Here is a 21,486-nt window from a genome sequence, read left to right on the forward strand (position 1 = left end):
CCCCGCCGCCCCCGCCCGCCGCCCCCCCCCCCCGCCGGAGAGGCAGTGGTCAGACGGGCGGGGCGATGAACACGCCGCGGTCGGGGTCGTTGAACGACTCCTTGGCGACGAGTTCGTTCATCGCGTTGGCGGTGCCCCACTGATCGGCGACCTCCGGCTGCGAGAAGTCGTAGACGTGCGGGTGCCAGGTGTCCTCGTCGAGGTTCTCCAGCTCCGTCGTGTACTCGACGGTGTTGCCGTGCGGGTCGAGGAAGTACGTGAAGGTGTTGTCGCCCGCCATGTGCCGGCCGGGGCCCCAGATCTTGCGGTGTCCGGCCCGCATGACCCGGCCCGAGCCGCGCATGTACTCGTCGATGCCGCGCATCTCGAAGGAGACGTGGTGCAGGGCCGTGTGCGGGCCCTGGGCGATGGCCATGGAGTGGTGCTGGTTGCTGATCCGCATGAAGTGCATGACCTCGCCCATGTGCGGGGAGCTGAGCGTGTCGGAGAGGGCGAAGCCGAGATGGCGCTCGTACCACGCGCGGGTGCGGTTGAGGTCGGGGGAGTTGAGGACGACGTGGGACAGCTTGACCGGGATCGCCTCCTTCTCCTCGATCCTGCGGTGCTGCCGTACCTCGACGTCGGCGGAGACCTCGATGGTGCGCCCGTCGACGTCGAAGAAGCGGAAGCCGTACCCGCCGCCAGGGGTGTCCACCTTCCCGGGCCGGCCGATCAGCTCCACTCCGCCGGCCAGCAGCCGCTCGGCGAGGGTGTCCACGTCGGCCGGGTTCGCGGCGCCGTACGAGACGAGGTCGAGGCGCTTCTCCTGGGCCTCGCGCAGCCGTACGACGTACTGCTCGGGCGAGCCCTCGGCGGCGAGGAAGGAGATCCCGGAGTCCTCGGCGATCTTGGTCAGGCCCCACACCCCGGCGTAGAAGTCGAGCTGCTTGTCGTAGTCGGGTACGGCCAGGTCCACGTGGCGCAGATGAGTGAGCAGGCGCATGGGTCAGTCCTTCCGGAGGAGGTCGGCGGCGTTGCCGCCTCGGACGGCGTGGAAGTCGGAGTCTGTGAGCTGAGCGGCGCGCAGCGCGCCGACCGGGTCCTCGCTGCCCATGTCGAAGGGGAAGTCCGAGCCGAGGAGCACACGGTCGGCCCCGGCGACGCGGATCAGTTCGCGCAGGACGTGCGGGTCATGGACGAGCGAGTCGAAGTACAGCCGCTCGAGATAGCTGCTGGGCAGGTGGGCGCAGCCGGATCCCGCGTCGGAGCGCGTGGCCCAGGCGTGGTCGGAGCGTCCGATGTGGGTGGGCAGATAGCCGCCGCCGTGCGCTGCGATCAGCCTGAGTCCCGGGTGACGGTCGAGCACACCCGAGAAGATGAGGTGGGAGAGTGCGACGGCGTTCTCCGTGGGCTGGCCGACGGTGTTGGACAGGTACCACCGGTCAAGACGCTCTTCGAGCGTGCAGCCGAAGGGGTGCAGGAACAGCACCGCACCGGTCTCCGCCGCCCGGGCCCACAGGGGTTCGTACGCCGGGTCGGACAATTCGCGCCCTGGCGCGTGGCTGGAGATCTCCGCACCCAGGAGCCCGTGCCCCAGGGCGTCGTCGAGAGCCCCGACGGCCAGGCCCGGGTGCTGGAGCGGTACGAGTCCCAGCCCGCGCAACCGCCGGGGAGCCGCCGCACAGTGCGCCGCCGTGGCCTCGTTGGCAAGCCGGCAGACCTTCTCGGCCGTCGTCTCGTCCGCCCAGTAGTGGTAGTGCGACGGGGACGGGCTGACCAGTTGCACGTCGACGCCCTGCCGGTCCATCGCCGCGAGGCGCACGGCGACGTCCGTCAGGGCCGGGAGGCGCTCACGCACCATGGGCCCGTTCACCGTGAGAGCGTCGGCGCCGTTGCGCCGGGCGTCCAGGGCCTTGGCCGCGTCGTGGCCGGGCAGACCGGCCACGAGCGCGTCGATCTCCGGCAGCAGGACGTGGGCGTGCACGTCAATGGTGGGGGAGGGGTGCGCGGCAGCGACCGACGAGGCGTGGTGGCCGGGGGACGGGCGGGCGTTCACGGCAGTTCCCGGAGCATCGTCATGGTGCGGCCCATCAGGCCGGGTACGTCGGCGTCGCGTACCCCGTCCAGCTGCCACTGCCCGATCCGGACGGACGCCTCGACCACCGGGCGGACCCGGGCGATCCGTCGCTCGTAGTACCCCTGGAACAGCGCGTCGTCCCAACCGGCCGGCCCGGTCAGCAGCTGTGCGAGGACCCAGGCGTCCTCCAGGGACAGGGCGGCGCCCTGGGCGAGGGTGGGCGGGCAGCAGTGCGCCGCGTCGCCGATGAGCACGACCCGGCCGCGGTGCCAGGACCCCTCGACCAGCATCCGGTCGAACCAGGTGTAGTTGACCTGTGCCGGGTCGGTGATGTGTTCGGTGATCTCCGGCCAGAAGCCGCCGTAGGCGGAGGCCAGTCGGCGCATCTCGTCGGCGTACGACTCCGGCGGGATCGAGGCGCGGTCGCGGTTGGCCTCGACGACGTAGGCGTACAGCGTGGTGTCGCTCGTGGGGCAGTAGCCGGCGATGTAGGCCGGTCCGCCGTAGGCGAGGTCGGTGCGTGTCACGCCGGCCGGGCGGGGAGCGGCGATGCGCCAGATGGCCATGCCGGTCGGCTCGGGCTTCGCCGTGATGCCGAGCGAAGCGCGGGTGGCGGAGCCCATCCCGTCGGCGGCGATCACCAGGTCGTAGCGGCCCTCGGAGCCGTCGCTGAAGCGGACGCGGACGTCGTCGGCGTCCTGGTCCAGGATCTCGGCGGTGACGCCCAGGCGGACAGGCGCGCCACTGGCGCGGACCGCCTCGACGAGGATGCGCTGGAGCCGCGGCCGCTGCATGCCGACGGTGGCGGGGAGGTCGTCGCCGCCGCTGCGGATGTCGTCCTGCACGTGCAGGACGGTGCCGTCGGGGGCGGTGATGCCGACCGAGCCGAAAGCGTAGCCGGACGCCTCGGCCTGCTCCCACACGCCCAGCTCGCGCAGTACCCGCAGGGCGTTGCCCTGCAGGGTGATACCCGAGCCGGCGGTTGCGTTCCAGTCGTCCCTCGCCTCGACCAGGTGCACCTCGACACCGGCGCGGTGCAGCAGGAGCGTGATGGCGTTACCGGCCGCGCCGCCACCGATCACCAGGACCGTGCGGGCCTCGTTGTGGGCTTCTTTCATGGGGAACTCCCTTGTTCCTGCTGCTACTTGACGGCGATCGGATTGACGGGGGAGCCGACGGCACCGGTGATGGGGAGCGGGGCGGCGGTGAGCCAGAACGCGTACACGCCATCAGCCGCACAGTCCTCGGCGAGGGCGTCCAGGTCCCACATCTCGCCGATCAGCAGGCCGATGTTGGGGATGGCGACCTGGTGGAGCGGCTGGAAGGCGTGCTCGAACTCGTTGGGACGGACCTCGAAGCCCCATGTGTCGGTGGCGACCGCGGCTGTCTCGCTGCCGTGCAGCCAGCCCGCGGTGGTGAACGACAGCCCGGGGGCCGCGCCGCCGGCGTAGTCGCCCCAGCCGTCGCGGCGGACCCGGCTGAGCTGTCCGGTGCGCACCAGGACTATGTCGCCGCGCCCGACGGCCACGCCGTGGGCCGCGGCAGTGGCCCTCAGGTGTTCCTCGGTGATCGCGAAGCCGTCGGGCAGCTCACCACCGTCCCCGACGACGCTGCCCACGTCCAGCAGCACGCCGCGCCCGGCGACGTGCGGGGCCATGTGCTCGATGCCGGTGACCAGATCTCCGTCGGACGTGACGACCTTGTCGGCCGGTCTTCCGTTCCACGCCCTGCCGTGGTCGAAGATATGACCGAGCCCGTCCCACTGCGTGGAGCACTGCAGCGGCATCGCGATCACGTCGTCGGCGCCGCCGATACCGTGCGGGAAGCCCTGGAGGCCCAGGGCCGCGTCGGTGCCGGTGTCGAGCATGGTGTGCACCGGGTTGGTGCGGCGCCGCCAGCCCTTCTGCGGCCCGTCCATGTCGAACCGCTGGGAGAGCGAGAAACTGGTGCCCCGCCGGACGAGCGCGGCACCTTCGCGCCGTTTGGCCTCGTCGAGGAAGTTGAGAGTGCCCAGCACGTCGTCCTCCCCCCAGCGGCCCCAGTTGGAGCACGCCTTCGCGGCCCTGCCGATCGCCCCCTCGGGGTCGTTACGGTCGAAGCTCACGACCTGTCCTCCGTGACACATCGCGTGCGCTGGGCGCCGAGACCTGTGACGGAACCGTCCATGACGTCGCCGTCCCTGAGCAGCCGGCCCCAGTGCATGCCGTTGCCGGCGGGGGAGCCGGTCAGCACCAGGTCGCCGGGCAGCAGCCGGGCGCTCTGCGACGCGTACGACACCATGCGCGCCACGTCGAAGATCATGTCCCGGGTGGACTCGTCCTGCATGGTCTCGCCGTTCAGCTTCAGTACGAGGCGCAGGTCGCCGGGGTCCGCGATCGACGCGGCGGGCACGATCCAGGGGCCGAGCGGGGTGAAGCCGGGTGCGTTCTTGCTGCGCAGCCAGTCCGTACCGATCTGGGGCATGTCGCGACGGAAGACCGTGGCGCGGTCGGTCAGGTCGTTGGCGATCGTGTACCCGGCGACGTACTCCAACGCCTCCTCCTCGGGCACCTGGTGGGCGGCCCGGCCGATCACCGCCGCCACCTCCAGCTCCCAGTCGGGCTTGTCGGCCCAGGCGGGGAGCACGACGTCGTCGTACGGACCGGTGATCGCGCTCGGCAGACCGATGAAGACGTAGGGCAGGTCCTCGGCCGCCCGACGGTCCATGATCTCCGCGGCCTCGGCGCGCCGTTCGTCCTCGGACCGGTCATCGGCCGGGTCGGCGTGCGCGACATGCAGGTCGATGACGTGCTGCCGGTAGTTGGCGCCGGACTGGAACACCTGTCGCGGCTCGACCGGCGCGCACACCCGGTAGTCCGTCAGCGGCCTGCGCTCCGAACCGCCGTCGGTGGCCAGCGAGGCCAGCCGGGGCGCGGATGTGTCCCAGGCGTCCAGCAGACCGCGGACGGTCAGATGAGGGTCGCCGAAGGCCACGCGAAGGTCGAGTGCCCGGGCGTCCGCCGTGACGAGCGCGGGGAAGTCCGGTCCGCCCGGCTCCGACAGTGTGGCGAGGGCGTACGGTCCGGCGAACAGCGCGGACGCGGGTTCAGGTTTCACGAACAAGTCCTCCTGATTGCGGTGCGACTAATCTGGACCCGCCACCCGTGATCAGGGAAATCGATTCTGTGGATGATCGTCATCCACCGTGTCTATTCCTTCCTGGTCGGCGTCCTACCGCAAGGGGAAGTCCCGTGAATCTGGCCCGACTCGACCTGAACCTGGTCGTTGCCCTGCGCGCACTGCTCGAGGAGCGCAACGTCACCCGTGCGGGTCAACGTGTCGGGCTCAGCCAGCCGGCGATGAGCGCCGCACTGGCCCGGCTGCGCCGCCACTTCGGGGACGAGCTGCTTGCCCGGGTGGGCGCCCACTACGAGCTCACCGCACTCGGCCAGGTTCTGCTGGACCGCACCGCGACCGCCTGTGAAGTGATGGAACGGCTCTTCGCCAGTCAGGCGACGTTCGATCCGGGCAGCGAGACGCGCGCGTTCAAGATCGTGGCGTCCGACTACGCCGTTGCCGTGTTCGGCACCGAACTGGCCAGGGTCGTCCACGAAGAGGCTCCGGGCATCCGGCTGCGCTTCACCCAGACCCCGCCCGGGGTGGCCGACGACACGGCCGCCCTGCTGAGCGGCACCGACGGACTGCTCATGCCGCACGGCGTCATCAGCGACTTTCCCGCTACCGACCTCTACGAGGACCGCTGGGTCTTCCTCGTCGCCGACGACCACCCGGGCATCGTCGACCGGCTCACCCGGGAGGATCTCGGGCGGCTGCCGTGGGTCACCTATCAACGGACCTACGACGCCCCGGCGGTGCGCCAGCTCGGCATGCTCGGGATCGAACCACGGGTGGAGGTCTCCGTCGACAGTTTCCATCTGTTGCCGCTGCTGGTCCAGGGCACGCGGCGCATCGCCCTGGTCCAGGCACGCCTCGCCCGGCTCTTCGCCCCGCTCACCGCCGTGCGGGTGATCGAGCCGCCGTACGAGGCGGTCCCGCTGCGGGAGGCGCTCTGGTGGCATCCCGTGCACACGCACGACGCCGCCCACATCTGGCTCCGCGAGACGGCTGCCCGGGTCGGCCGGTGCATTGCCGACGGCCCGTCGGACGGGAGCGGGTTCTGAGGGGAGGGCCGCAGTGCGGCGGTGTCCTGGCGGCGACGGAACACAACTTCCCGCGAATCGAGGGGAATTCGCACCATCGAGCAGGGAGCCGGGCCGGATTTCCGTACGCTGCGGGAGTCAGGGAGAGTCACGGAGGGGGCCCCACATGTCCTTGCGCAAAGGCGCCAACACGCCAGTGGCGAGCACTCGCGTGCGGGTGGAAGTCGGCTGGCGAGAAGGCCCGGGAGCCCCTGATGTGGATGCGTCGGCCCTCCTGCTGACGGCAGCCGGCCGGGTGCGCTCGGACGACGACTTCGTCTTCTGCGACCAGCCCGTCCACTCCAGCGGTGCCGTGCGCCACGAGGGCAGACGCCAGAACGGCAGCGGTACGGTCGAGGCGATCGACGTGACCCTGTCGGCGGTGGAGCAGGAGATCGGGACCGTCGTGGTGACCGCCTCCACGGACGGCACGTTCGGGCAGGTGCCCGGACTGTTCGTGCGGGTGCTCGACGCCGTGAGCGGTGCCGAGACGGCGCGGTTCGATGCCACGGACGCGACCACGGAGACCGCCTTCGTGCTGGGAGAGCTCTACCGGCGAAACGGCGCCTGGAAGTTCCGGGCGGTCGGTCAGGGATACGCCTCCGGGCTGGCGGGCCTCGCCACGGATTTCGGCATCACCGTCGATACCCCGGCGCCGCCCACGCCGGTGTCCCTGCCGCAGCCGCCCGCACCCGTACCGCAGCCGCCCGTACCGCAGCCGCCCGCACCGCGGCCACCCGCGCCCGCGAACCCTCCGCCGGTTTCGCAGGGTGCGCCGCCCGCCCCCGTGCAGCCGGTGCGCCTTTCGAAGATCACCCTGACGAAGACAGCCCCTTCGGTGTCGCTGACCAAGCAGGGCGCGACGTCGGGAGGGATGCGGGTCAACCTCTCCTGGAGCGCCCGCCGGCCGCCGCGCGGCTGGATGTGGAAGGGGGCGGGAGCCGTCCGGCTGGAGGACGTCGACCTGGACCTCTCCTGTCTGTGGGAGCTGCGGAGCGGAGCGACGGGGATCATCCACCCCATCAACAACCAGTTCGGCTCGTTCGATCAGCCGCCCTACGTCCAACTGGACCAGGACGACCGGACCGGGACGAGCGACACCGGCGAGAACCTCATGATCAACCTTGATCACGCCGCCGAGATCAAGCGCCTTCTGGTGTTCGTGGTCATCTACGCCGGGGCGACGAGCTTCGCGGGACTGCACGGCGTCGCCACGCTGTATCCGCCCGTCGGTCCGCCGATCGAGGTGCTCCTGGACGAGTGCACCGTTGCCTCCCAGGTGGCCGCGATCGCACTGATCGAGAACATCGGCGGGGAACTGATCGTCCGGCGGGAGGCGAAGTACTTGCTGCCGCCGCCCGGCATCTTCAAGCAGCAGGCAGCGGATCTGGAGTACGGCTGGGGGCTGACCTGGCAAGGGGCCAGTAAGGACTGACCGGACAGCGTCCTGTCCGGCCCGGGTCGGCCGGGCAGGACGCTGTCACTGGCCCACTCGTCCGTCGACACACTCGCGCAACAGGTCGGCGTGCCCGCAGTGGCGGGCGTACTCGTCGATCCGGTGCACCATCAGCTCCCGCACCGCGATGCCGTCCCGCCCCAGCCGTTCGCCCAGGTCGGGGTGTTCGGCGAGTGCGGCATCCAACTCGCCCTGTTCACGCGCCAGGTCGGCGTAGGCGGCGTCGACCACGGCCTGATCCGCGACAGCTCCGTCGAAGTCCGCGTCGCTCCCGCCGTACAGCTTCGGCAGCGGTTCGTCGTCGCTGATCCAGTTGCGCCAGTCCCGCTCCACCTCGGCCAGGTGGCGGAGCAGTCCGAGCAGGGACATCGTCGAGGGAGGAACCGACCGACGGGCCAACTGCTCCGTGTCCAGACCCTCGCACTTCATGCGCAGTGTCAGCCGGTAGTCCCTCAGGAAGTCCTGCAGCGTGGCGAGTTCGCCGTCCGGTCCGGCCCCTTCGCCATTGCTGTTGCGGGGGTCGTCGTCCGGGTCCGCCCACATGTCGGGGTAGACGGTGGCCCGGGTCCATCGTGCGGGTTGGTCACTCATGCGCGCCATGATCGTCGCCCGGGGCCCTGCCTCGCCACCGCTTTTCCCCGCGGCCGCGGTCCGTGTCCGATACCGGCCACGAGGCCTCGGACGTCCCGGTACTTGTCCGCGATCGCCGTACCCCGATCACACACCATCGCACCGACGGCCCGCACCAGGATTTCGTCAGGCCGGCCGGCATGGGTCCGTGGGGGGTGAGGAGTGGGAGCGCCCCTGGAGGCGTACGGTCATGCTCACGGTCACGTCGTCGCCCGCCGCGAGGCGCTGCGGCTGACGCACAGCGTTCCTGAGCGGCAGCAGATAGCCGCGGTCCCTGGGAAAGAGCGACGTGGTGAAGGTGATCTCGCCGATGCGGGCCTCGACGGGAACCGCGCCCCAGCCGTACGTGGCCATGGCGGCCACCTCGCGGATGTCGGCGGCCTGTTCCTCGGGCACGGCGGCGAAGTAGAACGGTGCTGGCCCCCGCCATTCAATGACGCGGCCGGTGAACACGACGTGCATGGGAGCGATCCGATCGTCGGGCCGGGACGGGCCGGACGGGGCCCCGGGCAGCGTACAGGGACGCCGCCCGGGCCAGGCGTGATGGCTCAGGGCTGTCGTCGTAATCCCTGGCGGGCGCACAACGACAGCTACGGCGCCTCGCCGCGTTGTCGGAACGCCCGAACACATCAAGTATGCGGACGCTCCTCCGCCTTGCGATGCACCGCATCCGACGCCGCGCGCTGATCCACCACGGATTACGGGACAGCCCTCAGGCGACCCAGGGGACTTCGGTGCTGGCGAAGTAGTTCAGCCCCAGCCGCTCCCACACCCGTCCGTGGCGGGCCAGGCGCTCGCGGTACTCCGCCCAATCGGGGACCCGCCCGCACCATGCGGCCTCGGCCACCGATGCCAGGCGGGGCAGCAGCAGGACGGTGACGTCGTCGAAGCCCTTGAACTGCTCGGCGAACACGGTCGCTTCGACTCCCGCGACGCAGGAGTCCGGGATCGCGTGCGCGGCCGGGTCCCACGACGCGGCGTGCTCGACGCCCCCGGGCCGGTAGTTGGCGAAACCGAGGCGTTCGGCGGCCTCGGCCTGCTCGGGCGGCGCGAACCCGGCCGCGTACGGGCGGTCCAGATAGAGATGGGACTGGGGCGACCGCAGAATCCTGCCACCCCCCTCGACGACCCGCTCGACGTCGTGGTCCGTGGGAGCGAAGAACTTCTTGATCGCCTTGATGAGGTCCAGGGTCTGCCCCGTAGCGACGAGTTCGGGCCGGGCGGCGAGCTCCTCCTCGGTGTCGGGAAGGTCCATCATGGGGACGTCCACCCAGTGCTGGACGATGTCCCGAGGTTCGATGCCGGCGCGTGAGGACTCCTGCCAGGCGACCGGGCTCTTGCCGAACTCCCGGACGATCCTGCCCGCCGACGCCGACGCCGACGCCGACGCCGACGCCGCCGGCCGCCTGCCCAGGGAGTTCTCCGGCGGCCAGCGCCAACGCGTCGCCATCGCCCGCGCCCTGGCCCTGCGGCCCCGCCTCGTCATCTGCGACGAACCCGTCTCCGCACTGGACCTCACCACCCAGCGCACGGTGCTCGACCTCCTCCTGGAGATCCAGGAGGAGACGGGCGTCTCGTACCTGTTCGTCTCCCACGACCTTTCCGTGGTCCGCTTCATGAGCCACCGGGTGGCGGTGATCCACCGGGGCGAGATCGTCGAGACGGGTGACGCGGCGACGGTCACCTCGGAGCCGAACCACAGCTACACCCGCACCCTGCTGCTCGCCTCACCGGTGGCGGACGTGGCCGAGCAACGGCGGCGGCGCGCCGCGGCGCGGACGGGAGGGTGACCGGTCGGCCGTCTCCGGGCCCGGAGACGGCCGGAAAAACGCTTGGACTCGGCGGGCGCAGGGGCGGGACACTGGAACCCCTCGCCCGACCCCTTCCCGTACTCACCCCGGCACACCGCCGCGCGCCGTGTGCCGCAGGACCGCCTCGGCGAGGGCACTCCACTCGAAACCGAAGCTCCGCGCGGCCGGAGGGGCAAGCGCCTCCTTCCGCAACAGGACGTGGCGGACTTCCGCACGACCACACAGGGTTGATATGGGATCGCCTGAATCGCACGAAGCGCCGGGCAGGGGCTCCGTGCTCCTCGCACTTCGTTACTACGCACGGGAGTTGACCCGCCGAAAACGGGTGACGCTACCCGCGATGCTCCTGCCGGCACTGGGCAACATCGGCATCAACTACGTCGCGCCGCTCGTCGTCGCGAAGCTCGTCGGCCGCATCGCCGGTGACACCGACACCTCGGTCGGATCGATGCTCCCCTACGTCCTCGGCTTCGCCGGCGTGCTTCTCCTCGCGGAGACGTTCTGGCGAATCGGCCTGCACTTCCTGAACCGCCTCGACGCACTCGGTATCGAACACCTCTATGTGCAGGGCATGGACGAGCTGTACGCCAAGGACGCCTCGTTCTTCCACGACAACTTCGCCGGGTCGCTCACCAAGCGGGTCCTGAGCTTCGCCTCCCGTTTCGAGGAGTTCGTCGACACGCTGACGTTCTCCGTCGTGGGCAGCTTCGTACCGCTGATCTTCGGGTCGGTCGTGCTGTGGCGTTACGAACCCCTGCTCGTCATCGGCCTCTTGACGATGATCGCGGTGACGGCGCTGTGCGTGGCCCCACTCATCCGCCGCCGTCAGGCCCTCGTCGGAGAGCGTGAGGAGGCGATCGCCCGGGTGTCCGGCCATGTGGCCGACAGCCTGATGAACATGGACACGGTCCGGGCGTTCGCGGCAGAGAAGCGCGAGGCCGCCGAGCACCGCTCCCGCGTCGCGGAGTCGCGGCGGCTCACGCTGCGCTCCTGGGACTACGGCAACCTCCGCATCGACACGCTGGTCGCACCGCTGTCCGTGCTGACCAACGCACTGGGCCTGCTGCTCGCCGTCACTCTCGGCGGAGGCGGGAACGGCGTTGAGGCGGTCGTCGTCGCCTTCATGTACTACACCAACGCGACCCGGATCATGTTCGAGTTCAACCAGATCTACCGCCGGCTGGAAAGCTCGATGACGGAGGCGGCCCAGTTCACCGAACTGCTCCTGACGCCGCCCGCCCTGCGCGACCCGGTGTCGCCGGAACCACTGCTGTCCCGCGCCGCCGACGTCCGCTTCGAGCAGGTGACGTTCGCCCACGCGGGAGCGCAGCCGCTCTTCGAGTCCCTCGACCTCTCCGTGCACAGCGGTGCGAAGATCGGCCTGGTCGGCCGGTCCGGCGGCGGCAAGACCACGCTCAGCCGACTGCTGTTGCGGATGACGGACATCGACGGCGGCCGGATCCTGATCGGAGGTCAGGACATCAGCAGACTGCGCCAGGCCGACGTGCGCAGCATGATCGCCTACGTGCCGCAGGACCCGGCGATGTTCCACCGCACCCTGAGGGACAACATCGCCTTCGCCCGGCCCGACGCCACCGACGCCGAGATCCGCCGCGCGGCCAAGGCCGCCCACGTCACGGAGTTCGCCGACGCCCTGCCCGAGGGCTTCGACACCATGGTGGGGGAGCGCGGCGTGAAGCTGTCCGGCGGACAGCGCCAGCGGGTCGCCCTCGCCCGGGCGATCCTGCGCGACGCGCCGATCCTGCTGCTCGACGAGGCGACCAGTGCCCTGGACTCGGAGAGCGAGATCCTCGTCCAGGAGGCGCTGTGGCGGCTCATGGACGGGCGGACGGCACTCGTGGTGGCGCACCGGCTGAGCACGGTCGCCACCATGGACCGTCTCGTGGTCCTGGACCGCGGCCGGATCATCGAGCAGGGCACGCACCACGAACTGCTCGCATCGGACGGCGCCTACGCGAAGCTGTGGCAGCACCAGTCGGGCGGCTTCCTCGACGCCCCTGCCCAGCCGCAGGCCGGCCTGGCATGAACGGGAAGGGCAGCGGCCGGGGTCCGAGACGGGCTCCGGCCGCTGCCGCTCACAGCCAGCCCGAACGCTGCGCCTGCAGAGCCATCTGAAAGCGGTTCGCGGCACCGAGCCGGGCCATCAGGATCGACAGACGGCGAAACAGCGTGCGCCGGCTGATGCCCATCTCGCGGGCGATCACGTCGTCGCTCGCGCCACCCGCGAGGAGCCACAGGAGGCGGCGGTCGCCGGGTGGCAGCCCACCCGGCCTGGTGGCGTGGCCGTGGAACGGCAGGGCGTTCTGCCAGGACTGCTCGAACAGCGCCACGAGCGCCGAGAGCAGCCCGCACGGCTGCACGACCAGCATCGTGTTGTGTACGTCGGCCTCCTTGATCGACAACGACACGAGCGCGTAGGCATCGTCGATGATCACGAGTTTGACCGGCACCGAGGGCAGCACCCTGGCCTGTTCACCGGCCTTGACGCACGGCTCGATGACGTTCCGCAGATGGCCCGGATGCTCCAGCGACTCCCGCGAGTACACGACACGCTGCGTCACCCCGCGGGCGAGCGTGGCCAGCGCGTCGTCCGTAGCCCCGGGCAGCGGGAAGTACGGGGGAGACTCGAACTGCCGGATCTGGTCCCGGGCACTCGCCCAGGCCTGCCGGATCCGGGTGCCGACGGCCTCGCCGGTCACGACCTCGACGAGATGGTCGTTGTACGCGGCGAGCCGCTGCCGCCGGAACGACTCGAACGCGCCCCCGACGGCGATCCGCGACTCCTCGACCTCGGCCGCCCGGTGCCGGGCCAGGATCTCCAGCCCCGCGGTGGGCGGAACCGGGGCCACCACGTCCTCGCCCTCCTGGGCGGCACTGGCCAGTCCGGCGTCGACCAGCGCCGTGTACGCCGCGGTGAGTTCCGTGCGGTCCAGACCGGCGGCGGATCCGATGGCACTCAGCGGGGCCGGGGCCAGCTCCAGCAGCGCCAGGTAGACCTGGCTCGCCGCCCGGTCGATGCCCAGAAGCCGCAGGGCCTCCCCGAGTTTCGCGTTCGTCATACGAGCATTATCCGCTGCTCAGGCCGGTCGGATGGCCGATCTGTGCCAGTGGCGGCAGCGGGCGCCATCGGGCTGCGGCCCGGGATACCGTCCATGAGCCGCCGGCGACCGGCGGCGGCGAGGGCACGGTCCGGAGAACTTCCTGCGGCCCTCGCGGTCGAGGACGTCCCGAAGAAGGAGAATGACGTGGCGAAAGGCCGAAAGAACGGTCTCTACTCAGGGATCTCCGAGGAACTGTCCGCGCTGATGCGGACCGGGTGGGCCGACACCGAGCAGCACGACCTGCTGCCCGACGAGCAGGCCCCGCACGCGGCCCTGCGCCGCGACGCGCTCTCCGCGCGCTTTCCCGGCGAACGCCTCGTGATCCCCTCCGGCAACCTCAAGGTCCGGTCGAACGACGACACCTACCCCTTCCGCCCGCACTCGGCATACGTCCACATGACGGGAGACCGTTCCCGGGACGGTGCGCTCGTCCTGGAACCCCGCGCGGACGGCGGCCACGACGCCTACTGCTTCCAGCTGCCCCGGGACAGCAGGGACAACGACGAGTTCTGGACCGGTCCCACGGCGGAGCTCTGGATGGGCCGGCGCCGCTCCCTCGCCGAGTCGGAACGCGTGCTCGGCCTGCCCTGCCGCGACGTCCGTACCGCGGCCGGTGACCTGGCGGCCGTCTCCGGCGTGCCGACCCGGATCGTGCGCGGTGTCGACCCGGCCCTGGAGGCCGCAGTCAGCACCGACGAGGAGCGCGACGCCGACCTCGAAGAGGCGCTCAGCGACCTCCGCCTCGTCAAGGACGACTGGGAGATCGGCGAGCTCCGCAAGGCGGTGGACTCCACCGTGCGTGGGTTCACCGACGCGGTCGGCGAGCTCTCCGGGGCGGTCGCGTCGTCCGAGCGGTGGATCGAGGGCACGTTCCTGCGGCGCGCACGCCTGGAGGGCAACTCCGTGGGCTACGGCACCATCTGCGCCGCGGGCGATCACGCCACGATCATGCACTGGACGGACAACGACGGCCCCGTGCGCCCGGGCGAGCTGCTCCTGTTCGACGCCGGCGTGGAGACGCACACCCTCTACACCGCCGACGTCACACGCACCCTGCCGATCAGCGGAACGTTCACTCCCGTGCAGCGCAAGGTCTACGACGCGGTGTACGAGGCCCAGGAAGCCGGCAACGCCGCCGTCAAGCCGGGCGCCGCGTACCGCGACTTCCACGAGGCGGCCCAGCGCCACCTCGCGGTCCGGCTGGTCGAGTGGGGCTTCATCGAGGGCCCGGCGGAGCGCGCGTACGAGCTCGGTCTCCAGCGCCGCTTCACCATGGCGGGCACCGGCCACATGCTCGGTCTGGACGTCCACGACTGCGCGCAGGCCAGGCACGAGGAGTACGTCGGCGGCGTCCTGGAGCCTGGCATGGTGCTCACGGTCGAGCCCGGCCTGTACTTCCAGCCCGACGACCTCACCGTCCCCGAGGAGTGGCGGGGCATCGGCGTCCGGATCGAGGACGACCTGCTCGTGACCGAGGACGGCCACGAGAACCTGTCGGCGGGCCTGCCGCGCTCGGCCGACGACGTCGAGGCGTGGATGGCCCGGTTCGCGGGCTGAGTGCTGAGTACGGACGAGGAACCCGGCCGCGCCGACGGGCCCCGGCCCGTTCACCGGCGCGGCCGGGCTCCTCGTACGCTGTGTTCCGTGTCAGCCTCCCGTCTTCACCGCACCGCCGTCCTCGTCCTGGAGGGCGCGAAACCGCTCGATGTCGGGATCCCCGCGCAGGTGTTCACCACGCGCGCGAGCATGCCGTACGAGGTACGGGTGTGCGGTGCGGCGCCCGGACTCGTGACCGGTGGTGACGGGCTGTCCTACCACGTCGCCGACGGTCTCGACGCGCTGGAGTGGGCCGACATCGTCTTCATCCCCGGCTACCGTTTCCCGGACCGCGACGACCCGCCGCAGACCGTCGTCGACGCACTCGTGGCCGCCCACGCCCGGGGCGCCCGGCTCGCCGCCATCTCGACGGGGGCCTTCGCGCTCGCCGCGACGGGCCTGCTCGACGGCAGGCGGGCGACGACGCACTGGCACTACGCGCGGGCGCTCGCGGCGAAGCACCCCCTCGTCCGCGTCGACGAGAACGTGCTGTTCGTCGACGAGGGCAGCGTCCTGACCTCGGCAGGCGCCGCCTCCGGGATCGACCTGTGCCTGCACATCCTGCGCGGCGACCTGGGCGTGGCCGCGTCCAACCACGCGGCCCGGCGGCTGGTGGCGGCGCCCTACCGGAGCGGCGGCCAGGCGCAGTACGTCCCGCGCAGCGTGCCCGAACCGCTGGGCGAACGCTTCGCAGCCACCCGCGAGTGGGCGCTGCACCGCCTGGGCGAGCCGCTCACCCTCGACGCACTCGCCCGGCATGCGGCGGTCTCGCCGCGCACGCTCTCGCGGCGCTTCGTCGAGGACACCGGCTACACCCCGATGCAGTGGGTCATGCGGGCCCGCATCGATATGGCCCGTGAGCTGCTGGAGCGCTCGGAGCGGAGCATCGAGCAGATCGCCGCCGAGACCGGACTCGGCACCGGGACCAATCTGCGGCTCCACTTCCAGCGCATCCTCGGCACCACACCGAGCGAGTACCGGCGCACCTTCGCCAGCAGCGAGTAGCCCGGGCCCGGTGGCACGATCCTTTCGAACCGTGGCGCTCACGCCGCTGCCGTGACAGGGGTGCCGCGAGCGAACCTTGGTAGCGAAACGAAGGCACGAAGGGACACCTCATGACTCGCATCGCCATCAACGGGTTCGGCCGCATCGGACGCAATGTGCTGCGCGCGCTGCTGGAGCGCGACAGCGACCTCGAAGTCGTCGCCGTCAACGACCTGACCGAGCCCGCCGCCCTGGCGCGGCTGCTCGCCTACGACTCGACGTCCGGCAGGCTGGGGCGCCCGGTGACCCTCGACGGAGACGTTCTCGTCGTCGACGGCCGCCGCATCACGGTGGTCGCCGAGCGCGATCCCGCGCAGCTGCCGTGGGCCGCTCTCGGTGTCGACATCGTGCTGGAGGCCACCGGACGCTTCACGTCGGCCAAGGCCGCCCGCGCCCACATCGACGCCGGTGCGAAGAAGGTTCTGGTCAGCGCGCCGTCGGACGGCGCCGATGTCACGCTCGCGTACGGGGTCAACACCGACGCGTACGACCCGGCCCTGCACACGATCGTCTCGAACGCCTCGTGCACGACCAACGCCCTCGCACCGCTGGCCTCGGTGCTGGACGAACTCGCCGGTATCGAGCACGGTTTCATGACGACGGTGCACGCCTACACGCAGGAGCAGAACCTGCAGGACGGCCCGCACCGCGACGCACGCCGCGCCCGCGCCGCCGCCGTGAACATCGTGCCGACCACGACAGGTGCGGCCAAGGCCATCGGCCTGGTGCTGCCGAACCTCGCAGGCAAGCTGTCGGGCGACTCGATCCGTGTCCCCGTCCCGGTCGGTTCGATCGTGGAACTCAACACGACCGTGGCCCGCGACGTGTCGCGCGAGGACGTACTGGCCGCCTACCGTGCCGCTGCGGACGGGCCGCTCGCCGGGGTCCTGGAGTACTCCGAGGACGCACTCGTCTCGTCCGACATCACGGGCAACCCCGCCTCGTCGATCTTCGACTCGGAGCTCACCCGCGTCGAGGGCCGGCACGTCAAGGTCGTCGCCTGGTACGACAACGAGTGGGGCTTCTCCAACCGTGTCATCGACACGCTCCAGCTCCTCGCCAACGGCTGACCGGCCACCGGGGCCCGGGGGCGCGAACTGCGCGCCGCCCGGGCCCCGGCCGGTTGCGGACGGTCAGGAGGCGATCGCCATGTCGAAGAGGTGGACGTTCCCGTTCGCGGGCAGGACCACGAAGTCGACCGTCCTGGACGGGTCCAGCGCGATCGAATGGGCGAACACGCGGTACTTCACCGTCTCGTTGCCGTAGCCGTCGGGCCGGTTGCGGCCGTCCGTCGACTTGACCAGGGTCGCGCCGTGGGCGTCGACCGGGTCGAACGACCAGTTGGGGAAGCCGAACGTCCCCGTGCCGGTGGTGCCGTCGGTGTAGAAGACGGTGGCCTTGCCCGTGGCACCGCTGCCGACGCCGGAGCCGAGGAACACCAGCTTGGAGCCCTGGCCGGTCAGGGTGACGGCCTGCCCGGCACTGGCCACGTTGTCCTTCGTACCGGCGGGCACGTCCGGCCACGTCAGGGTGGCGCCCAGCGCCTCGACCTTCGCTCCGGGCGTCAGACCGACCGCCGCGAGCTTCTGCGCCGAGAAGCTGTTGCCCTCGCCGTCGTAGTTGCCGGCTGTCGTGGCCGACTCGTCGGTGATCGCCACTCCGTTGTACGTCGCCGCCAGGTTCGCCTGCGGTGATCCGGAGCGGTCGGTCCGGGTGCCGGTGGCCGTTCCGAGGCCGTCGCCGCCCTGGTACGTCGCCGTGGCCGTGAACGTACGGATCACGAACCCGGACCGCTTCTCCGGGACCTGGATCCGGAAGGTCGCGGAGGCCGAGGCGCCCGTCGCGAAGGACCCGGACACGCTCTGCACGGACGGCTGGACCGCCCATCCGACGGGTCCGGCGAAAGACACCTTGAGCGAACGCAGGCGCTGCGGTGCGGTGTTCTTGACGGTGACCTCCACCGTCGAGATGACAGGTCCGTCGAGGTCCACGGGGGAGACGGTCACCTCGGTCTGCGCCTCGGCGGCGGCCGCCGGTGGCGCGGGCGCGGCCGTGGCCGCCGGTACGGGAACGAGCAGGACCGCTGCGGCCACCGCGGCGGCTCTGAGCGGATTGATCAGTCGGGCCGTTCTCATGGCGTGCTCCTTGTCGGGGGAGGTCGTCAGACGACGGGGGGCATCTCGGTGGTGCGCGAGTCGAGCCCCATGCGCAGGTTGACCCAGGAGCCACGGGTGAAGTCCGGGATCTCCACCGGGCGCCCCTTGGCGGCGAGGGACATGACGCTCAGCGGAACCGGCGCGCACCACGAGGCGGAGTCGTACACGTCGATGTCGGGGACCAGACCGGCCCGCATCAGCTGGACCGTGCGCCACTGCAGGACGTAGTCCATGCCGCCGTGACCGCCGTTCTCGGCCTCGTCGCCGAGCTCCTTCCACAGCCAGTGGTCGAACTCCTTGCGGTACGTGTCGAAGTCGCGCCAGGCGTCGCCGCTGTGGTCCGGCTCGAAGTAGACACGTGCGTCCGTGGTCGAGGTGCCCGCGTAGTCCTCGAAGATGCCGCGACTGCCGACGAGCGAGTTGATGCGGCTGTACGGGCGGGGCGCGCTCACCGCGTGCTCGGCCCGGATCGTCCGGCCGTTCGCCGTCCGGATCTGGCAGGTGACCAGGTCGCCGTTGATGTACGTCTCGTTCCACGACGGGTGGGACTTCGGCATGAAGCGCTCGCGGTAGTCGGCGAGCCCCTTCGGCGCCGTCGCGGTGGCCGTCAGCGTCGTCATCCGGTCACCGCGGTTGATGTCCATGGCGGCGGCGATGGGAGCCAGACCGTGCATCGCGTAGAAGGACGCGGTGGAGCGGGTGTGCCACAGACGGCGCCAGGAATCGGTGTAGTACGTGTCGGAGAACAGCAGGGAGCGCAGGTCGTGGAGGTAGCCGCCATGACCGTTGGTGAGCTCACCGAACAGGCCCTCGTGGCCCATCTTGAGCATGGCCAGTTCATTGCGGCCGTAGCTGCAGTTCTCGGACAGCATCAGGTTCTTGCGGGTGCGCTCCGAGGTGTCCACCAGGTCCCACAGCTCGTCGAGCTCGGTCGCGATGGGGAGCTCGACGATCACGTGCTTGCCGGACAGGAGCGCGGCCTTGCCCTGTTCGTAGTGGAACTCCCAGGGCGTCGCTATGTAGACGAGATCGATGTCGTCGCGCTTGAGCATCTCGGCGTAACTGTCGGCGGAGCCGCCGAACTCGGCAGGACGAGGCTTTCCGGCCGTCACCAGCGCGTCGGCGGTGCGCTTGGCGCGGTCGGCACGGATGTCGCAGACCGCGGCCACGACGCAGCCGGGGATGACCGACCAGCCCGTGGTCATCCCGGATCCCCGGTTGCCGAGCCCGATGACACCGACGCGAACCGTCGCGTGGGGCTCGAAGGGGACGTTGATCATGGACTTCTGGCCCGCTGCCCGACGGGGCGCCCCGGCTTGGACGAGCGCGGACGGTGCGGCCGATCCGGGAGCCGCCGAAACAGGTGCGGCCGATCCGAGCCCGACGGCGAGCGCCCCCGTGGCCAGCGTTCCTCCCAGGACCAAACGGCGTGAGACTTCAGGGATTTCAGGCATGCGACAACGCTCCTCGTTGCGAGACCGGCATCACTGGCGGGGTCGACTCTCGCCGGAACGACGGTGACATGTCAAGAGATGTTCATCGTCGCCGAGTTTCGAGCATTAGCGAGCATTCGATCGACGTCGGATGGATCCGCGCGCATGCACGTGCCGTGTCCCTTACGCTGCTGCTCGTTCGGTGTGTGAGCCAGGGCCCGGTCAATTCGGAGGACGGGATGCGGTACGCCCTGCTGATGCACGCCGCGCCCGACGGGGAGGAAGTGCTGTCGGACGTGGAACGCGAGGCGGCGTATGCCGAGTGCCTGACGCCGGCCGATGACACGCGGTGCGTCGCGGCGGTGCGGTCGCAGCCCGTCGAGACGGCGATGGGCGTGCGCGTGGCCGCCGGCGCCGGACACCGATCGCGGACGGCCCGTTCGCCGACGCCGGATCGGTACTCGGTGGCATCCGTCCGATCGAGGCGACTGATCTGACCGCAGGCCATGGATGCGGTGAGCCCGGTGGCCCGATGAGGCGTGTCCTCGTGCCTCATCGGGCCATGGATGCGGTGAGCCTGGTGGCCCGATGAGGCGTGTCCTCGTGCCTCATCGGCCCACCGGGCCCCGCTGCGGCCGCACCGGTCAGGCCGTGGCCGTCACCGGACGTGCCGCGGGCTGCTCCGGGTTCCGCCGGGACATGCGCAGACCGGCCAGAGTGATGAAGACCGTGGAGAACACGGCGGACAGGGCGAAGGCGGTGAAGCCCCAGTCCGCGGCTCCGTTGGCGAGCAGCTGGCCGCCCAGCCAGGGGCCGAACACGGCGCCGAAGCGGCCCATTCCGGAGGTCCAGCCCACAGCCGTGGCCCGGTTCGCGGAGGTGGAGTAACCGGCCACCGTCGCATAGATCATCGTCTGGGCGCTGTTGAGGAACAGGCCGGTGACGAAGACCACCGCGAAGGTCAGCCCGAGCGGCATGTGGACGCTCAGCAGATAGACGCCGACGGCGGTCAGCATGAACCAGATCGCGGAGATGCGAGCCGCGCCGAAGCGGTCGGCGCAGCGGCCGGCGACGAGCATCCCCACGATGCCGCCGAGGTTGAAGACGACGACGAAGTTCAGTGAGGAACCGAGTTCGTAGCCCTCGCTCCGCATCATGGTGGGCAGCCAGGTGGCGACGCCGTAGACGAGCAGCAGGCCGCCGAAGGAGGCCAGCCAGAACATCAGGGTCTGGATCCACTCCCTGCCCCGGAACAGCTGGGCGAGGGCGTACCAGCGGTCGCCGACGGCCCTGGGGTCCTTGGCCGCAGGTGTCTCGACGTCGTAGCGCGCCGCGAGTTCATGCGCCTCGGTGGTACGTCCCTTGGCGACCAGGAAGCTCAGCGACTCCGGCATGTACCGGGCGACCAGCGGTACCGCTATGACCAGCGGGGCCACGCAGACCCAGAAGGCCGCACGCCAGCCGAGGGGCTCCACGATCCACAGCGCGACGTACGCGGAGAGGATGCCGCCGGCGTGGTGGGCGGTCATCAGCGCGCCGATGACGAAGGCGCCGCGGGCGCGCGGGGCGTAGTCCGAGACCATCGTGATCGCGGTCGGCAGCAGGCCGCCGAGTCCGAGTCCCGCCAGCGTCCGGCCGAGGCCGAACACGGTGACCGAGGGGGCTGCCGCGCAGAGGGCCGAGGCCAGCGAGAACAGCGCGGTGCAGGACATGATCATCTTCTTGCGCCCGATGAGGTCGGTGAGCGTGCCCGAGGAGAGGGCGCCGACCAGCATCCCGAACGTGGCGTAGCTGCCGAGGTCGCCGGCCATGGACGGTTCGAGACCCAGGGCGTGCTGCTCCAGCATGTGGGGCAGCACCGAGCCGTAGATGAACATGTCGAGGCCGTCGAAGAGAACGACCAGCCAGCACAGAGCGATGACCAGCATGGCCATTCTGCTGCCGCGGGCGGCCGGGGCGAGCGAGGAGGACATCGTTGTTTCCTCTCGTCCGGGAGGAGAGTCC

General features: G+C 70.7%; 19 protein-coding genes and 1 pseudogene. 8 read left to right on the plus strand and 12 right to left on the minus strand.

The genetic code is table 11. The features are described 5' to 3' along the window. Positions 1-49: 49 nt before the first annotated feature. The 5 genes from ABT025_RS34960 to ABT025_RS34980 are packed head-to-tail and all read right to left on the minus strand — an operon-like array spanning position 50 to position 5,152. Positions 50-982, minus strand: coding sequence for a VOC family protein (locus ABT025_RS34960; protein ID WP_351002695.1), 933 nt, complete (start codon positions 980-982; stop codon positions 50-52). A gap of 3 nt (positions 983-985) precedes the next feature. Then, on the minus strand, positions 986-2,035 hold the full coding sequence (locus tag ABT025_RS34965; protein WP_351002696.1) for an amidohydrolase family protein: 1,050 nt from the start codon (positions 2,033-2,035) through the stop codon (positions 986-988). Further along, entirely contained in the window at positions 2,032-3,174 is a 1,143-nt protein-coding gene (locus ABT025_RS34970; RefSeq protein ID WP_351002697.1) for an FAD-dependent oxidoreductase, read from the minus strand. Before ABT025_RS34970 ends, ABT025_RS34965 begins: the two co-directional genes overlap by 4 nt. A 23-nt stretch (positions 3,175-3,197) precedes the next feature. Beyond that, positions 3,198-4,160: a cyclase family protein gene (locus tag ABT025_RS34975; protein ID WP_351002698.1), complete on the minus strand. Its 963-nt coding sequence runs from the start codon at positions 4,158-4,160 to the stop codon at positions 3,198-3,200. Continuing rightward, positions 4,157-5,152, minus strand: a complete 996-nt coding sequence (locus ABT025_RS34980; protein ID WP_502972097.1) for a fumarylacetoacetate hydrolase family protein — start codon at positions 5,150-5,152, stop codon at positions 4,157-4,159. The genes ABT025_RS34975 and ABT025_RS34980 overlap by 4 nt, the downstream gene beginning before the upstream one ends. 134 nt (positions 5,153-5,286) lie before the next feature. Between ABT025_RS34980 and ABT025_RS34985 the strand changes: the two genes are divergently transcribed. Beyond that, the gene (locus tag ABT025_RS34985) at positions 5,287-6,216 is read left to right on the plus strand and encodes a LysR family transcriptional regulator (RefSeq protein ID WP_351002700.1); all 930 of its coding nucleotides are present in this window, start codon (positions 5,287-5,289) and stop codon (positions 6,214-6,216) included. Between the two features lie 145 nt (positions 6,217-6,361). Beyond that, positions 6,362-7,669 carry a TerD family protein gene (locus tag ABT025_RS34990; RefSeq protein ID WP_351002701.1) on the plus strand — a complete coding sequence of 436 codons (1,308 nt, stop codon included), beginning with the start codon at positions 6,362-6,364 and terminating at the stop codon, positions 7,667-7,669. Between the two features lie 45 nt (positions 7,670-7,714). Here the strand turns inward: ABT025_RS34990 and ABT025_RS34995 are convergent, their stop codons facing one another. From ABT025_RS34995 to ABT025_RS35005, 3 genes are all read right to left on the minus strand, one after another. After that, a complete protein-coding gene (locus tag ABT025_RS34995; RefSeq protein WP_351002702.1) occupies positions 7,715-8,290 on the minus strand; it encodes a DinB family protein in 576 nt (191 codons plus the stop codon). A gap of 156 nt (positions 8,291-8,446) precedes the next feature. After that, entirely contained in the window at positions 8,447-8,782 is a 336-nt protein-coding gene (locus ABT025_RS35000) for a DUF1905 domain-containing protein (protein ID WP_351002703.1), read from the minus strand. Between the two features lie 250 nt (positions 8,783-9,032). Then, positions 9,033-9,578 carry a family 20 glycosylhydrolase gene (locus tag ABT025_RS35005; protein WP_351002704.1) on the minus strand — a complete coding sequence of 182 codons (546 nt, stop codon included), beginning with the start codon at positions 9,576-9,578 and terminating at the stop codon, positions 9,033-9,035. Positions 9,579-9,708: 130 nt separating this feature from the next. Here ABT025_RS35005 and ABT025_RS35010 point away from each other — a divergent pair. Continuing rightward, positions 9,709-10,110, plus strand: a pseudogene (locus ABT025_RS35010) (ATP-binding cassette domain-containing protein); the annotation flags it as partial. A 253-nt stretch (positions 10,111-10,363) separates the two neighbouring features. Next, the gene (locus ABT025_RS35015; protein ID WP_351002705.1) at positions 10,364-12,178 is read left to right on the plus strand and encodes an ABC transporter ATP-binding protein; all 1,815 of its coding nucleotides are present in this window, start codon (positions 10,364-10,366) and stop codon (positions 12,176-12,178) included. 49 nt (positions 12,179-12,227) lie between these two features. Here the strand turns inward: ABT025_RS35015 and ABT025_RS35020 are convergent, their stop codons facing one another. Continuing rightward, entirely contained in the window at positions 12,228-13,211 is a 984-nt protein-coding gene (locus ABT025_RS35020) for a LuxR family transcriptional regulator (RefSeq protein WP_351002706.1), read from the minus strand. Between the two features lie 186 nt (positions 13,212-13,397). On the opposite strand from ABT025_RS35020, the gene ABT025_RS35025 reads away from it, so the two are divergent. The 3 genes from ABT025_RS35025 (at position 13,398) to gap (ending at position 16,963) form a co-directional block, all read left to right on the plus strand. Then, on the plus strand, positions 13,398-14,810 hold the full coding sequence (locus ABT025_RS35025) for an aminopeptidase P family protein (RefSeq protein ID WP_351002707.1): 1,413 nt from the start codon (positions 13,398-13,400) through the stop codon (positions 14,808-14,810). An 87-nt stretch (positions 14,811-14,897) separates the two neighbouring features. Beyond that, positions 14,898-15,854: a GlxA family transcriptional regulator gene (locus ABT025_RS35030; protein ID WP_351002708.1), complete on the plus strand. Its 957-nt coding sequence runs from the start codon at positions 14,898-14,900 to the stop codon at positions 15,852-15,854. Between the two features lie 110 nt (positions 15,855-15,964). Continuing rightward, positions 15,965-16,963, plus strand: coding sequence for a type I glyceraldehyde-3-phosphate dehydrogenase (gene gap, locus ABT025_RS35035; RefSeq protein WP_351002709.1), 999 nt, complete (start codon positions 15,965-15,967; stop codon positions 16,961-16,963). Positions 16,964-17,026: 63 nt separating this feature from the next. Here the strand turns inward: gap and ABT025_RS35040 are convergent, their stop codons facing one another. Together ABT025_RS35040 and ABT025_RS35045 are read right to left on the minus strand one after the other, a co-directional pair. Further along, positions 17,027-18,028 carry an NEW3 domain-containing protein gene (locus ABT025_RS35040; RefSeq protein ID WP_351002710.1) on the minus strand — a complete coding sequence of 334 codons (1,002 nt, stop codon included), beginning with the start codon at positions 18,026-18,028 and terminating at the stop codon, positions 17,027-17,029. Positions 18,029-18,054: 26 nt separating this feature from the next. After that, positions 18,055-19,503: a Gfo/Idh/MocA family protein gene (locus ABT025_RS35045; RefSeq protein WP_351002711.1), complete on the minus strand. Its 1,449-nt coding sequence runs from the start codon at positions 19,501-19,503 to the stop codon at positions 18,055-18,057. Positions 19,504-19,721: 218 nt separating this feature from the next. Here ABT025_RS35045 and ABT025_RS35050 point away from each other — a divergent pair, with 218 nt between their 5' ends. Continuing rightward, a complete protein-coding gene (locus tag ABT025_RS35050) occupies positions 19,722-19,979 on the plus strand; it encodes a hypothetical protein (RefSeq protein ID WP_351002712.1) in 258 nt (85 codons plus the stop codon). Positions 19,980-20,126: 147 nt separating this feature from the next. Here the strand turns inward: ABT025_RS35050 and ABT025_RS35055 are convergent, their stop codons facing one another. Then, a complete protein-coding gene (locus tag ABT025_RS35055) occupies positions 20,127-21,455 on the minus strand; it encodes an MFS transporter (RefSeq protein ID WP_351002713.1) in 1,329 nt (442 codons plus the stop codon). Between the last annotated feature and the right edge of the window lie 31 nt (positions 21,456-21,486).

The organism is Streptomyces sp. NPDC002809 (assembly GCF_040295435.1).
Taxonomy (GTDB): domain Bacteria; phylum Actinomycetota; class Actinomycetes; order Streptomycetales; family Streptomycetaceae; genus Streptomyces.